Genomic DNA, 12,797 nt, shown 5'->3' with positions numbered 1-12,797 from the left:
CGATTCTAGACGCTGGGAACTGGAACCGCCAAGGCAGGAGCAACACTTAGTAGCGAAATCGCAACTAAATTATGAATTTGCCATCGAGTTGAGTTTGCTGATGGTGCTCCAGTTGCGCGAAGTAACACCATCACCCAAGGCTTTGCCCATCGCTGCGGCGGCGCGGCTCGCCAGCACTCCGTCCGGGCACCAGATATAGGCTGCGTGGTGGCCCAGTGCGAAAGCTTCCGGCTGCCAGCTCTGGCGCGCCAGCGGCTCCAGCTTGCCGCGGTCTTCTTTCGGTTTGTTGAGCACCGCCACCAGCAGGCGCGAATTGTCGTCGGCCACGCCCTGCAAACTGTTTTCCTTGACGATTTCCGCCAACTGTTCTGCTTCGATCACGGTGACCTTGGCCGGCACGCCCAGTTTCAGCACCAGGGCTTCTTCAATGCGTGCGGCGCAATTGGCGGCATCAGCGGAATTGCAATCGAAGACCACGTTGCCACTGTTGAGCAGCGTACGCACATCGTCGTATCCCATATCGCTCAGCACCTTGCGCAAGTCAGCCATCGCAACGCGTTTTGCACGTCCGACATTTATGCCGCGCAGCAAGGCAACCAGGCGCTGCTTTCTCATGACATTCCTCCCTGCATGGAAGCAGTATGCGGCAGATGCTGCAAGGAGGGCGCTCAGCTCGCGTTTTTTGCGTGGAGGGGTGCGTCGGGATGACCGATGTTCAGGCCAAGGCCGGTACCACCCTGTCCACGCCGCGCGGTGACGAAGGGGTCGAAGACCTTGTCCAGCATATCGTGAGACAGTACTTGAGCCAGTACTGAGCCAGTACCATGAGCCAGTACCTGAGCCAGTACCAGGTCTGTCATTCGGACAGGCGAACCGACTCTTTAACAAAATCTCAATTCAAAACGACCGATTTTCGACCTAGTTGGGTAGTTTGTCCTTCGCCTGTTTAGCCAGCTCCGTCAAATCGCCGTAGATTTCGGGATGAGTACAGAATCGGTCACTATTCGACATGATGGAGTCCAACGCATCATTTACTTCATTTAATGCAGACGCAAGTGCCCAAGGAGCAGAATCAGCGCGATCTTGAACGACACTGATGAAACTATTTGCGATATCTGGCGCGTCACCGCTGTAGCTGCCAAACAGGACGAAGTCAGCCAACCCTTTTATGTAATAAGAAAATGGTCGACTCGGCATGAACCTAAGATCCTGCGCTCGCATCAAGGCGTCTTTTGAGAACTCAGGTTGCATTTCACGGTTTGACTTGCCGAAGAAGTTTCGGAATGCATCTGCAGCATCGAAATCGCCTGCAAAGTCCCCCCAATCTTCGCGAGACGGGATGCGGCTGTGGTCACCTCCTAAGGAAAAGTCTTCTTCTTGCATTCTTTATTTGCCTACATTGGGTAATCAGGATGCTGCGCCATTGGCGCGGCCTAGCCTGTGCGTAGGGAGCACGACAGACATTAAGCAGCGCTCGCTCAGCTCGCGTTTTTTGCGTGGAGGGGTGCGTCGGGATGACCCTCGGCTTCCTCGCCCGGGGTGATGCGAGGGATGCGCAGTACGAAGCTGGCGCCTTTGCCCAGCGTGCTGCTGACGGAGATATTGCCGCCGAATTGTTTGACGATCAGGTTGAACACGATGTTCAGGCCAAGGCCGGTGCCACCCTGCCCGCGCCGCGTGGTGACGAAGGGGTCGAAGACCTTGTCCAGCATATCGGGGGCAATGCCCTTGCCGTTGTCGACCACCTGCATCTCGATCATCTCGCCATCGGGAATCACGTTGATGTTGATATTGCCAGCGCCGTCGGGTTCAAAGGCGTGCTCGACGCAGTTCAGCGTGAGGTTGGTGATGACCTGGGCCAGTGCACCCGGATAGCTGTCGAGCACAATATCGTCCGGGCAGTTGATCTCGACGACGATGCGGGTTTTCTTCAGCTTGGGCTGCAGGCTTGATACTACTTCGCCGATGTACTCCTTCAACTCGAAGCGGCGGCGCGCTTCGCTGACCTGGTCCACCGCGATTTGCTTGAAGCTGTGGATCAGGTGTGCGGCGCGGTAGGCGTTGTTCATGATCAGGCGCGCGCTTTCACCGGCCGTCTCAATGTATTTCTGGATTTCGGACTTCTTCACCTGGCCCGATTTCATGGACTCGTTAACGGTGGTGGTGGCGTCCATCAGTACTGAGGCGCTGGTGAGCGCGATACCAACCGGGGTATTGATTTCGTGCGCGACGCCGGCGACCAGCGAGCCTAGCGATGCCAGGCGTTCAGCCTGCAGCAGCGATTCCTGCGTGCGCTGCAGGTCGTCCAGCGCCTGCGCAGTTTCCTGCGCCGAACGGCGTGCAAGATCCTCCGCTTCGCGCGTGCGCTTGATGATCGACTTCACCTTGCGCTGGATGGCGTTGAAGCCGCGGATCACGTCGCCCAGTTCATCGCTGCGTTTTTCCGGCAGCTCTTCCACTTCATCCGAGCCGCGCGTGGCCAGCTCAAACAAGCCGTCGCGCAGCTTCTTCAGCGGGTCGAACACGATGCGCAGGGATAGCGCCAAAGCCACCACCAGGATCAGGTCCAGCGTCAGGACTTCAACCACTTTGCGGCGCACTTCGGCCGCCAGCGTGGCATCGATCTGGGCACGGCTGAAATTGACCACCACGCGGCCGACGATGACGGGTTTGAGCGCACTGCCAGCGGCGCCGGCATCTCGGTAGGCCAGGTCGGCAACGACGGGTGCACCCAGCACAGTGGTTTCGGATTCGATGGGGACGATGCTGCCGTCTTCCTTGCGGCGTTTGCCGGAGAACAGTCCGACCGAGGTGTCGTAGACACGGATTGCCACCAGCTCGGGCGGCAGCATTTCGGCAGCGACGATATTGTCGACCTTGGCCTTATCGAGGTCCCACAGGGCGGACGGCAGGCTGGTTTGCAGGCGGGTCAGCACACCTTCACGCAGGCGCTGGTTGGCCACTTCCAGTTCATGGCCAAGGCTGTATTGCGCGTAAGTGCCGGAAATGCCCAGCACAACGGTGACGATCACCACGAACAGTGCAGTCAGCCGGCCTTGGATACCAAACATTCACTCCCTCCCCGAATTCCCACCAATGTAAGGGATGGAGTGTCGCTTGGCAAGATTTTAAGGGTGATGACTTGGCGGCACTGAGGTAAGATCAGCATTGCTTACCTGGGAGAACATAATGACGGGGTCTTACCGCCACCTGCCCCTGGCCGAAGTCCAGCCGGGCATGGTCTTGTCCGATGAACTGCTCGACAAGCAGGGCCAGGTCCTGCTGCCGGCCGGCGCTGTGCTGACGGAGAAGATGTTGGAGCGCATGCCCGGCCACGGCATCGAATCGCTGGCCGTGGTGGACGATTCTCCGCCCGACCCCGTGCAGACCGCTGCCGAACGCGAAGCCGCATTGGCGCGCATCGCCGTGCTGTTCCGCCGCCAGGATCCAGACAACGCGGAAGACTGGGCGACCCAAGCCTTGCGCAATCTGGTGACCGAGTTCCGCGTCGGCAAGGAGAACGCATGAGCCTTCCGCTGACATATGACGATGTGGTGAACAACCTGGAAGACCTGCCCTCGCTGCCCGCGGTGGTGATGGAACTGTTGAACAGCATCGACCAGGAAGAAACCGATATCACGGTGCTGGCTAAAAAGGTGTCGCACGACCAGGCGCTGACCGCCAAGACGCTGCGCCTTGCCAACTCTTCGTTGTTCGGACTTCAAGTCAAGGTCACCACAATCCAGCAGGCGATCAGCTTTCTCGGTTTCCAGAGCACGCGCAACCTGATCACGGCGGCATCAGTCACCGGCTGCTTTACCGACAAGCGGTGCCCGGGCTTCGACCACAGCATGTTCTGGCGCCATTCGATCGCCACTGCGGCTTGCGCCAAGGTACTGGCGCGCCACGTGCGCTTCAACCAGGATTACGCATTCACTGCAGGCCTGCTGCACGATATCGGCCGCCTGGTGCTGGTGTCGAGTTTTCCGCAGGAATATGCGCAGGTGATCGCCTACCAGCAGGCCAACGATTGCTATTCGCTTGACGCGGAACGCGCGGTACTCGGCATCGATCACGTCGAAGCCGGACTGGCTTTGGCTGAGCACTGGAATTTTTCAGACACCATGCAGCTGGCAATCGCCGGCCACCATGACCCGGGTAAGGTTGGCGCCGGCTTCCTCGCCGCGATCATCCATGTGGCCGATGCCGTGGTGCATGCGCTGGACCTGGCGCAGAAGCCGGACGACATGGTGCCGTCCGTTTCTCCCGTGGCCTGGAAAGCGCTCAACCTGAGCGAAGAAACCTGCCTGCACCTTTTCCGCGAAACGGAACTTCAATTCGAGGAAATCGCGATGGTGCTGATGGCAGCTTAGTGTGCGCTGGCCTGCGGCATGCCACCCTGCGTCGAAGCGCCGAGCGGTTTTTCCTCTGGTTTCGGGCGGCCTTGCGCGTCCGACAGGCGGTACTTGGTGCGGCGGTCGCCCATCAGGTCACGCAGTTCGCGGATACTCATGCCGGTCACTTCGTGCATGCGGATCAGCAGCGAGGCGCCGACCGGCAAGCGGTGGTGGCGGATCTTGCTGATGACGGGCGGCGCGACTTCCAGCATGCGCGACAGCGCAGCGTCGTTCTTCAATTGCATTTTGCCGAGCAGGATGTCGAGCAGGTGGTTCGGGTTGTAGCTTTCCTGCGAAGCGAGAGCGTGGTGTGCCATGATGATCCTCTCTTGACAGTGGAGTGTTGAGGAAGGCCCTGCTGCATTAGCAAATTCTCATGCCATACAGCGAAGCGAACCTTGTTCAACATCAAGACCTGGCGATGATTTGCCGAAAATCTTGACAACAATGCCATTTCAACACAGTCACTTTTACTGTGTCGCACGAAAGAACCACAGGAAATTATGTTGCAAGGATATTTCAGGCTGTCACAGAAATAATGCTGCCGGGCGCAGGCGTGCCCGGCGTCGGCCGGCTGGCCTGGGCGTTTTGCGCTAGCAGTTGCTGCCTGGTAAGGAAGTCCTGCTGCTCGGCTGCCCGCGATTGTTCGGTACGGCGCGTTTCGGCGGCTTGGGTATTGGCGCGCTCGGTGCGTGCTTGCTGCTCTTCGCGCACGCGCTGCTCGTCGACGCGCTGCTGACGCTGCTCTTCCAGGCGGCGCTCGGCGGCGGCATTGTCAACTTGCTGGAAATTCGGCGAAGTCGCCCCTACTCCACTGATAGCCATGACGCTCTCCCGGCAAAACATGCTTTTTTAACTCTAGAGCTCGCGGGGCCTGATTTCAAGGGCAGGATGGCGATTTACGGTAAACTTGCGGGTATGCAGAAAAAAGTATTCATCAAAACCTTCGGTTGCCAGATGAACGAGTACGACTCGGACAAGATGGCAGACTTGCTCGGCGCGTCCGAGGGACTGGTACGCACCGAATCCCCGGAAGACGCCGACGTTATCCTCCTCAACACCTGCTCCGTGCGCGAAAAAGCACAGGAAAAGGTGTTTTCGGACCTTGGCACCTTCAAGAAGCTCAAACAAGCCAAGCCTGAACTGGTGATCGGCGTCGGCGGCTGCGTTGCCTCGCAGGAGGGCGAAGCCATCGTCAAGCGCGCGCCGCTGGTGGACGTGGTATTCGGCCCGCAGACCCTGCACCGCTTGCCGAAGATGATCGAACTGCGCCGCCACACCGGCAAGCCGCAAATCGACATCAGCTTCCCCGAGATCGAGAAGTTCGACCACCTGCCGCCGGCACGCGTGGAGGGCGCCTTCGCCTATGTATCGATCATGGAAGGATGCTCCAAGTATTGCTCCTACTGCGTGGTGCCATACACCCGCGGCGAGGAAGTGTCGCGCCGCTTCGAGGACGTGCTGACCGAGGTCGCCGGTCTCGCAGCGCAAGGCGTGAAGGAAGTCATGCTGCTCGGCCAGAACGTGAATGCCTTCCGTGGCGAGACCGCGGATGGCAGCGTCGCCGATTTCGCCATGCTGATTGAATATGTGGCTGAGATCCCTGGCATTGAGCGCATCCGCTTCGTCACCAGCCACCCGAAGGAATTCACGCAGCGCCTGATCGACTGCTACGCCCGCATCCCCAAGCTGGCCGACCAGCTCTATCTGCCGGCCCAGCATGGTTCGGACAAGATCCTGGGCGCCATGAAGCGCGGCTACACGGCGCTGGAATATAAATCCATCATCCGCAAGGTGCGCGCAGTGCGCCCGAACGTGGTGATCTCCTCCGACTTCATCGTCGGCTTTCCCGGTGAGACGGACGAGGATTTCGAAGCGATGGTCAAGCTGGTGCAGGACGTCGGCTTCGACAACAGCTTCAGCTTCATCTTCAGCAAGCGTCCCGGAACGCCGGCCGCCAACCTGGCGGACGACACGCCGGCCGAAGTGAAATCGGCCCGCTTGCAGCGCCTGCAAGCCTTGTTCGACGAGAACACCAAGCGCCACAGCGCCACCATGGTCGGCATGACCATGCAGGTGCTGGTGGAAGGCCCATCCAAACGCGGCGGCAATGAAATGCAGGGCCGCGCCAGCAATACCCGCACCGTGCACTTCGACGGCGGCGCCAATGCGCAGGCACTGATCGGCCAGATGGTCAGCGTGCGCATCACTGAAAGCCTGGATTACTCCCTGCGCGGAGAAGCGATACTTTGAAAACAAAAACTCCGGTGCAACCGCACTATTTCGTTCCAGAGCCACTGGACAACACGCGCCTGGCCCACTTGTGCGGCCCGCTCGATGAAAACCTGCGCCAGATTTCCGCAGCGCTGGACGTGACGATTTTCCGCCGTGGCGAGAAGTTCATCGTGAGCGGCACCAATGCCGAACGCGCCGTGGCCATCCTTGAACGCTTCTACGAAGTCGCCGACAAGGTGGTGCCGGTGGAAGAGGTACAACTGGCCCTGGTCGAACAGCGCGCCAGCGAGGCGCCTGACGATTTCGCCCCTGCCGGTGAAGAGCCGCCATTCCACGAGCCGGACATCACCAGTCCGGTGCTGAAGACGCGCCGCAACGACTTGCGCGGCCGCACGCCGCACCAGATCCGCTACCTGCGCAATATCCTCGACCATGACATCAGCTTTGGCGTCGGCCCTGCCGGCACCGGCAAGACCTACCTGGCCGTGGCCTGCGCCGTGGATGCGCTGGAGCGCGATGCCGTCAAGCGCATCATCCTGACCCGTCCTGCGGTGGAAGCGGGCGAGCGCCTGGGCTTCCTGCCGGGCGACCTGGCCCAGAAAGTCGATCCTTACCTGCGTCCGCTGTACGACGCACTGTACGACCTGCTCGGCTTCGACCGCACCCAGAAGATGTTCGAGAAACAGGTGATCGAGATCGCGCCGCTGGCCTATATGCGCGGCCGTACACTGAACCACGCTTTCGTCATCCTGGACGAAGCGCAGAACACCACCGTCGAACAGATGAAGATGTTCCTGACCCGCATCGGCTTTGGCAGCAAGGCCGTGGTGACGGGCGACGTGACCCAGATCGACCTGGCCAAGCACCAGAAATCCGGCCTGGTCGACGCCATGCACGTGCTGCGCAATGTGCGCGGCATCGCCTTCAGCCAGTTCTCCAGCGCCGACGTGGTACGCCATCCGCTGGTGGCGCGCATTGTCGACGCCTATGAAAGCTCGCAGGAAGCCAGCGCCGAAATCGCGCCCCTGCTGCAAACCGTCAAACCTGCTGTGAAAGCTGTACGCAATGTCCGAAAAAAATAAGCTGGCCCTGTCCGTCCAATACGCCGACCCGCGCCTGCAGGAAGAAATCACCCGCCCGATGATCCGCAAATGGGTCAAGGCCGCGCTGTTCGCGCCGGCCGAGCTGACCATCCGCTTCGTCGATGCGGAAGAAGGCCAGGAACTGAACCGCGACTACCGCGGCAAGGACTACGCTACCAATGTGCTGACCTTCGCCTACAACGAAGGCGAGGAAGTGGCCGAAGACGAGCCGACGCGCGCCGACATCATCCTGTGCACTGACGTGCTGCAGCGCGAAGCGGCAGAGCAGAAAAAAACGGTGGAAGAACACACCGCCCACCTGATCGTGCACGGCGTATTGCACGCCCAGGGCTATGACCACGAAGACGACGAGGAAGCCGCCGAAATGGAAGGCATCGAGACCGAGATTGTCACCGGCCTCGGTTACGCCGACCCGTATTAATCGTCCGGCTGCCGGAACAGCCAGGCGCCCGCAACGACGGTGAACAGCGCCACAATGCCGGCGATGATCCAGAAGCCGGCCTTATCTTCCGCCAGCGGAACGCCGCCGACATTCATGCCCAGCAGGCCTGCAATGATATTGATCGGCAGCGCCAGCACGGTCACGATGGTCAGCACATAGAGGCTGCGGTTATTGGCTTCGTTGACCAGGGCCGCAATTTCTTCCTGCAGCAATTTGATGCGCTCCTGCAGCGCGGCCATATCGTTCAGCACCACGGCAAATTCCTCGGTCGACTCGCGCAGCTCCTGGCGATCGGCTTCGCTGGCCCAGGAGGGCGGGCGCTGCAGCAAGCGGAAGAGCGCCGCCGGTTCCGGCGCCAGCAGGCGTTGCAGGCGCACCAGTACGCGACGCAGGGCGCCCAGGTCGGCGCGCTTGTATTTCAGTTTGCCCGACAGGAGGTTGTCCTCGATGCGGTCCACCTTGGCCGTGGCGTCGCGCACGATGCGGGTCAGCACGTCGGCCTGGTCGCGCAGCAGGTGGGTCAGCAGGACGACGCTGGAGACCAGGTTCTCGCCGCCTCGCACCGCCTGGCGCAGCCGTTCAACCGCCTGCAGGGGCTTGCGGCGCGCGCTGACCACCAGGCGCCGCTCCACGCTCAGGCAGACGCTGGAAATATCCGACGGTTCAAAGCTGAAGTCCCGCAGCACATCGTTGACCACGGCCACCAGGGTATCGTCCGCCTGCTCGATGCGGGTCGAGCGCGCGCCCTCCTCATGCAGGCTGTCGTAATATTCATTGGCCAGCGTGGCATGTTCGCGCATCCATTTTTCGCTGGCGGTGTTGGCAAGGTTGAAATGCAGCCAGATGAATTCACCCGCCGGCTTGGCCGGTTCGCGCAGCCATTGCTCGGCCTCGGATGCTTCGATCGGCACCGGCTGGGGGCCGCGCCCGAACAGGTATCCGCATACGAGGCCGCACTGGTCAGAGCCATAGGTGACTGCACTGATCTGCATGAAGTTTCCAATAAGTTAATTCGGCCGGGACTCGGCTGTTTAGTGTATGCTATAGCACTTCGGAACAACGGCTTTAATGCCAATTATGCAAGAGCACTCTAGTAGCGTCAGGAATGACGCTAAACCACACCGGTCGCTGTTCGAGCGACTCACCGCCCTGATTTCCCCTGAGCCCGAGAGCCGCTCGGAGCTGCTTGAAGTCCTGCACGACGCCCATGAACGCAACCTGATCGACGCCGATGCGCTGTCGATGATTGAAGGCGTGTTCCAGGTGTCGGACCTGTCGGCGCGCGACATCATGATCCCGCGCTCGCAGATGGACGTCATCGACATCACCAAACCGATCGAGGAATGGATTCCGCTGGTGCTGGAAACGGCCCACTCGCGCTTCCCTGCCATCGAGGGTGAACGCGACAAGGTGGTCGGCATCCTGCTGGCCAAGGACCTGCTGCGCTACTACGCGGAAGAATCGTTCGACGTGCGCGATATGCTGCGCCCGGCGATCTTCATCCCCGAGTCGAAACGCCTGAACGTTCTGCTGCGCGACTTCCGCGCCAACCATAACCATATGGCCATCGTGGTCGATGAGTACTCCGGCGTGGCCGGCCTGATCACCATCGAAGACGTGCTGGAGCAGATCGTCGGCGACATCGAAGACGAATACGATTTCGACGAAGAAGAAGACAATATCCTGTCGATCAAGGAAGGCAAGATCGGCCCGCGCTGGCGCGTCAAGGCGCTGACCGAGCTGGAACAGTTCAACGAAGAACTGGACACCGGCCTGCTCGACGAGGATGTCGACACCATCGGCGGCCTGGTGGCCAAGCACCTGGGCCGCATGCCGCACAAGGGCGACACTTTCGACATCGCCAACCTGCGCTTTGAAGTGCTGCGCGCCGATGCGCGCCAGGTCCATGTGCTGACGGTTGAAAAGCTGCCGGCCGCCGTGGACGAGCAGGACTGATGCGCTGGCGGAAAACCAAGGCAGGCGAAGCGCCTGCCGCGCCCCGCTCTACCCGTAGCCGCATGCTGATCGCCGCCATCGCCGGCGCGACTGGCGTGTTCGCGTTTGCGCCGTTTGGCTGGTGGCCGCTGCAGATTCTTTCGCTGGCTGTGCTGGTGTACCAGGCCTTGCGTGCTGATGGCGTACGCGCCTCCGCCCTGGTTGGATGGGCTTTCGGCTTTGGCTGGTGCATGGCTGGTTTCCACTGGCTGTACATCGCCATCCATAACTTCGGCGGCATGCCGGCGCCGCTGGCCGCCATTTCCATCGCCCTGCTGGCTGCAGCGATGGCGCTGTATGCGTCTGGCGCCATGGCCGCTACCGCCTGGCTGCGCAAGCGCTGGCCGCTGCCCTTGCCGGCCGCCACCTTGCTGGTGCTCCCGGCTTGCTGGGCCTTCTTCGAATTCCTGCGCGGCTGGCTGTTCACCGGTTTCCCATGGGTGACGGCGGGCTATGCCCACAATATTTCGCCACTGGCCGGTTATGCGCCCGTGCTTGGCGTATATGGCATCAGCTGGCTCGCCGCCATTAGCGCTGGCGCACTGCCGCTGTTGATGCATCCGTTCCGCTACAAGGCGATTGCCCTGGTTGCCGCCATCTGGATTGGCGGCTTTGCACTGGGCCGTGTGGAATGGACCGCACCAACTGGCCAGCCGCTGTCGGTACGCCTGGTGCAGGGCAATGTCCCGCTGGAAAACAAGTTCGATGCCAATCACCTCGGCGATATCTTGCGCATGTACCAGCAGACAGTGACCGCCGCGCCGGCCGACCTGATTGCCATTCCGGAAACCGGCGTTCCGCTGTTTGCGTCGCAACTGCCGCCCGGCTACCTGGATTCCTATGGCCAGTTTGCGCGCCGCACCGGCAGCCATATCGTGCTGGGCATCCCGATGACCAATGGCGTGGAATACTCGAACAGCGTGCTTGGGCTGCCTCCATCGCTTTCGAGCAGCACCTACCGCTACGACAAGCACCATCTGGTGCCGTTCGGCGAGTTCATTCCAACCGGCTTCCGCTGGTTCACCACCCTGATGCAAATTCCGCTGGGCGACCAGACGCGCGGTGCGGTGATCCAGGCGCCGTTTCCGGTAAAAGACCAGAAAGTGCTGCCGAATATCTGCTACGAGAATGTGTTTGGCGAAGAGATTGCGGAACAGATTTCGCTGACTGGTGCGACCGTGATGCTGAACGTGTCCGAACTGGCATGGTATGGCGAATCGATCGCCATCCCGCAGCATTTGCAGATGTCGCAAATGCGTGCGCTGGAGACCGGCCGCCCGATGCTGAGCGCAACCAACAGCGGCGCGACGGTCGTGATCTCTCCGCACGGCGAAGTGCTGAATTCACTGCCCTATCGCAAGCCGGGCGTCCTGAGCGCAACGGTGCAAGGCATGTCGGGTGACACCCCTTACATCAAGCTGCAGAACAAGCTGTTCCTCGCCCTCGCCGCCCTGTCAATTGGCGTGGCCTGGCTCTGGACCCGATTGCGCCGCAGCTGAAACACAGGCCCTGCTTGCCATCGCGGGAGCATTTTGCGCGTTCCATGACGCTTGGAGCGCCCAACGGGGCTGCGGTGCAAGCGACGCGTGTGAACTTTGATATGGATCAAACACCCTGCGGATCAGGGGAAACTCTACAGGCTCGCCGCAAAACCCGCTAAAATGAGCCGTTTTAGCGAACCGATAACGCTCGCGCCCAGGGCGCCACCAACGACCACGATGCTGACATTTCAACAAATTATCCTGACCCTGCAAACCTACTGGGACAAGCAGGGCTGTGCACTGCTCCAGCCGTACGACATGGAAGTCGGCGCCGGCACCTTCCATACCGGCACTTTCCTGCGTGCAATCGGCCCTGAGCCATGGCGCGCCGCCTATGTCCAGCCTTCGCGCCGCCCGAAAGACGGCCGCTATGGCGAAAACCCGAACCGCCTGCAGCACTATTACCAGTACCAGGTCGTGCTGAAGCCAGCCCCGGAAAATATCCTCGACCTGTATCTGGGTTCCCTCGCTGCGCTGGGCCTGGACCTGAAGCAGAACGACGTGCGCTTCGTGGAAGATGACTGGGAAAGCCCGACCCTGGGCGCCTGGGGCCTGGGCTGGGAAGTCTGGCTGAACGGCATGGAAGTGACCCAGTTCACCTACTTCCAGCAGGTCGGCGGCCTCGATTGCAAGCCTGTGCTGGGGGAAATCACCTACGGCGTCGAGCGCCTGGCCATGTACCTGCAAGGCGTGGAAAACGTCTACGACCTGGTCTGGACCGAGTGGGAAGAAAATGGACAGAAGAAGCAGCTGAAATACGGCGACGTCTTCCACCAGAACGAAGTGGAGCAATCGACCTACAACTTCGAGCACGCCAACACTGACCTGCTGTTCGCCCAATTCGCCAACCACGAATCCGAAGCCAAGCGCCTGATCGAGCTGCAACTGGTGCTGCCAGCCTATGAGCAGATCATGAAAGCCTCGCACAGCTTCAATATGCTGGACGCCCGCGGCGCCATTTCCGTGACCGAGCGCGCCGCCTACATCGGCCGCGTGCGCACCCTGTCGCGCATGGTCGCCCAGGCCTACTACGAGTCCCGCGAACGCCTCGGCTTCCCGATGGTCGCCAAATAAAAGAATACCG

At 60.7% G+C, this 12,797-nt stretch carries 14 protein-coding genes; 8 read left to right on the top strand and 6 right to left on the bottom strand.

The window, feature by feature from the left end; translation table 11 throughout:
* Positions 1–69 precede the first annotated feature (69 nt).
* The 3 genes from GM658_RS07075 to GM658_RS07065 all read right to left on the bottom strand — a co-directional run bounded on the left by GM658_RS07075 (position 70) and on the right by GM658_RS07065 (position 3,071).
* Entirely contained in the window at positions 70–615 is a 546-nt protein-coding gene (locus GM658_RS07075; protein ID WP_155453308.1) for a DUF1697 domain-containing protein, read from the bottom strand.
* Between the two features lie 303 nt (positions 616–918).
* A complete protein-coding gene (locus GM658_RS07070) occupies positions 919–1,383 on the bottom strand; it encodes a hypothetical protein (RefSeq protein WP_155453307.1) in 465 nt (154 codons plus the stop codon).
* 95 nt (positions 1,384–1,478) lie between these two features.
* A complete protein-coding gene (locus tag GM658_RS07065) occupies positions 1,479–3,071 on the bottom strand; it encodes a sensor histidine kinase (protein WP_155453306.1) in 1,593 nt (530 codons plus the stop codon).
* Between the two features lie 118 nt (positions 3,072–3,189).
* On the opposite strand from GM658_RS07065, the gene GM658_RS07060 reads away from it, so the two are divergent.
* A complete protein-coding gene (locus GM658_RS07060) occupies positions 3,190–3,528 on the top strand; it encodes a hypothetical protein (protein ID WP_155453305.1) in 339 nt (112 codons plus the stop codon).
* Complete coding sequence (locus GM658_RS07055; protein WP_155453304.1) at positions 3,525–4,373, top strand: HDOD domain-containing protein; 849 nt, start codon at positions 3,525–3,527, stop codon at positions 4,371–4,373. Before GM658_RS07060 ends, GM658_RS07055 begins: the two co-directional genes overlap by 4 nt.
* On the opposite strand, the gene GM658_RS07050 is transcribed toward GM658_RS07055, so the two are convergent.
* On the bottom strand, positions 4,370–4,714 hold the full coding sequence (locus GM658_RS07050) for a hypothetical protein (protein WP_155453303.1): 345 nt from the start codon (positions 4,712–4,714) through the stop codon (positions 4,370–4,372). The genes GM658_RS07055 and GM658_RS07050 overlap by 4 nt on opposite strands.
* A 202-nt stretch (positions 4,715–4,916) precedes the next feature.
* Positions 4,917–5,222 (bottom strand): hypothetical protein, encoded by a 306-nt coding sequence (locus tag GM658_RS07045; protein ID WP_155453302.1) that lies wholly within the window; start codon positions 5,220–5,222, stop codon positions 4,917–4,919.
* A 93-nt stretch (positions 5,223–5,315) separates the two neighbouring features.
* Between GM658_RS07045 and miaB the strand changes: the two genes are divergently transcribed.
* The 3 genes from miaB to ybeY are packed head-to-tail and all read left to right on the top strand — an operon-like array spanning position 5,316 to position 8,156.
* Positions 5,316–6,650, top strand: coding sequence for a tRNA (N6-isopentenyl adenosine(37)-C2)-methylthiotransferase MiaB (gene miaB, locus GM658_RS07040; protein ID WP_155453301.1), 1,335 nt, complete (start codon positions 5,316–5,318; stop codon positions 6,648–6,650).
* Entirely contained in the window at positions 6,647–7,714 is a 1,068-nt protein-coding gene (locus tag GM658_RS07035; RefSeq protein WP_155453300.1) for a PhoH family protein, read from the top strand. The genes miaB and GM658_RS07035 overlap by 4 nt, the downstream gene beginning before the upstream one ends.
* Entirely contained in the window at positions 7,698–8,156 is a 459-nt protein-coding gene (ybeY, locus tag GM658_RS07030; protein WP_155453299.1) for an rRNA maturation RNase YbeY, read from the top strand. Before GM658_RS07035 ends, ybeY begins: the two co-directional genes overlap by 17 nt.
* Here ybeY and GM658_RS07025 read toward each other — a convergent pair.
* Complete coding sequence (locus GM658_RS07025) at positions 8,153–9,169, bottom strand: transporter (protein ID WP_155453298.1); 1,017 nt, start codon at positions 9,167–9,169, stop codon at positions 8,153–8,155. The two genes, ybeY and GM658_RS07025, sit on opposite strands and share 4 nt — an antisense overlap.
* Positions 9,170–9,254: 85 nt before the next feature.
* Between GM658_RS07025 and GM658_RS07020 the strand changes: the two genes are divergently transcribed.
* From GM658_RS07020 to glyQ, 3 genes are all read left to right on the top strand, one after another.
* Positions 9,255–10,133, top strand: a complete 879-nt coding sequence (locus GM658_RS07020) for a CorC family transporter (protein ID WP_155453441.1) — start codon at positions 9,255–9,257, stop codon at positions 10,131–10,133.
* Positions 10,133–11,671, top strand: a complete 1,539-nt coding sequence (gene lnt / locus GM658_RS07015; protein ID WP_155453297.1) for an apolipoprotein N-acyltransferase — start codon at positions 10,133–10,135, stop codon at positions 11,669–11,671. Before GM658_RS07020 ends, lnt begins: the two co-directional genes overlap by 1 nt.
* 219 nt (positions 11,672–11,890) lie before the next feature.
* Complete coding sequence (glyQ, locus tag GM658_RS07010; protein WP_155453296.1) at positions 11,891–12,787, top strand: glycine--tRNA ligase subunit alpha; 897 nt, start codon at positions 11,891–11,893, stop codon at positions 12,785–12,787.
* Positions 12,788–12,797 lie beyond the last annotated feature (10 nt).

Origin of the sequence: Massilia eburnea (assembly GCF_009720745.1) — a bacterium.
GTDB lineage: Bacteria > Pseudomonadota > Gammaproteobacteria > Burkholderiales > Burkholderiaceae_D > Rugamonas > Rugamonas eburnea.
This window is presented reverse-complemented; position numbering and strand designations above follow the sequence as displayed.

Coding starts and splice junctions, on each gene's coding strand:
- GM658_RS07075 (WP_155453308.1), bottom strand. CDS start 615: ATGAGAAAGCAGCGCCTGGTTGCCTTGCTGCGCGGCATAAATGTCGGA.
- GM658_RS07070 (WP_155453307.1), bottom strand. CDS start 1,383: ATGCAAGAAGAAGACTTTTCCTTAGGAGGTGACCACAGCCGCATCCCG.
- GM658_RS07065 (WP_155453306.1), bottom strand. CDS start 3,071: ATGTTTGGTATCCAAGGCCGGCTGACTGCACTGTTCGTGGTGATCGTC.
- GM658_RS07060 (WP_155453305.1), top strand. CDS start 3,190: ATGACGGGGTCTTACCGCCACCTGCCCCTGGCCGAAGTCCAGCCGGGC.
- GM658_RS07055 (WP_155453304.1), top strand. CDS start 3,525: ATGAGCCTTCCGCTGACATATGACGATGTGGTGAACAACCTGGAAGAC.
- GM658_RS07050 (WP_155453303.1), bottom strand. CDS start 4,714: ATGGCACACCACGCTCTCGCTTCGCAGGAAAGCTACAACCCGAACCAC.
- GM658_RS07045 (WP_155453302.1), bottom strand. CDS start 5,222: ATGGCTATCAGTGGAGTAGGGGCGACTTCGCCGAATTTCCAGCAAGTT.
- miaB (WP_155453301.1), top strand. CDS start 5,316: ATGCAGAAAAAAGTATTCATCAAAACCTTCGGTTGCCAGATGAACGAG.
- ybeY (WP_155453299.1), top strand. CDS start 7,698: ATGTCCGAAAAAAATAAGCTGGCCCTGTCCGTCCAATACGCCGACCCG.
- GM658_RS07025 (WP_155453298.1), bottom strand. CDS start 9,169: ATGCAGATCAGTGCAGTCACCTATGGCTCTGACCAGTGCGGCCTCGTA.
- GM658_RS07020 (WP_155453441.1), top strand. CDS start 9,255: ATGCAAGAGCACTCTAGTAGCGTCAGGAATGACGCTAAACCACACCGG.
- lnt (WP_155453297.1), top strand. CDS start 10,133: ATGCGCTGGCGGAAAACCAAGGCAGGCGAAGCGCCTGCCGCGCCCCGC.
- glyQ (WP_155453296.1), top strand. CDS start 11,891: ATGCTGACATTTCAACAAATTATCCTGACCCTGCAAACCTACTGGGAC.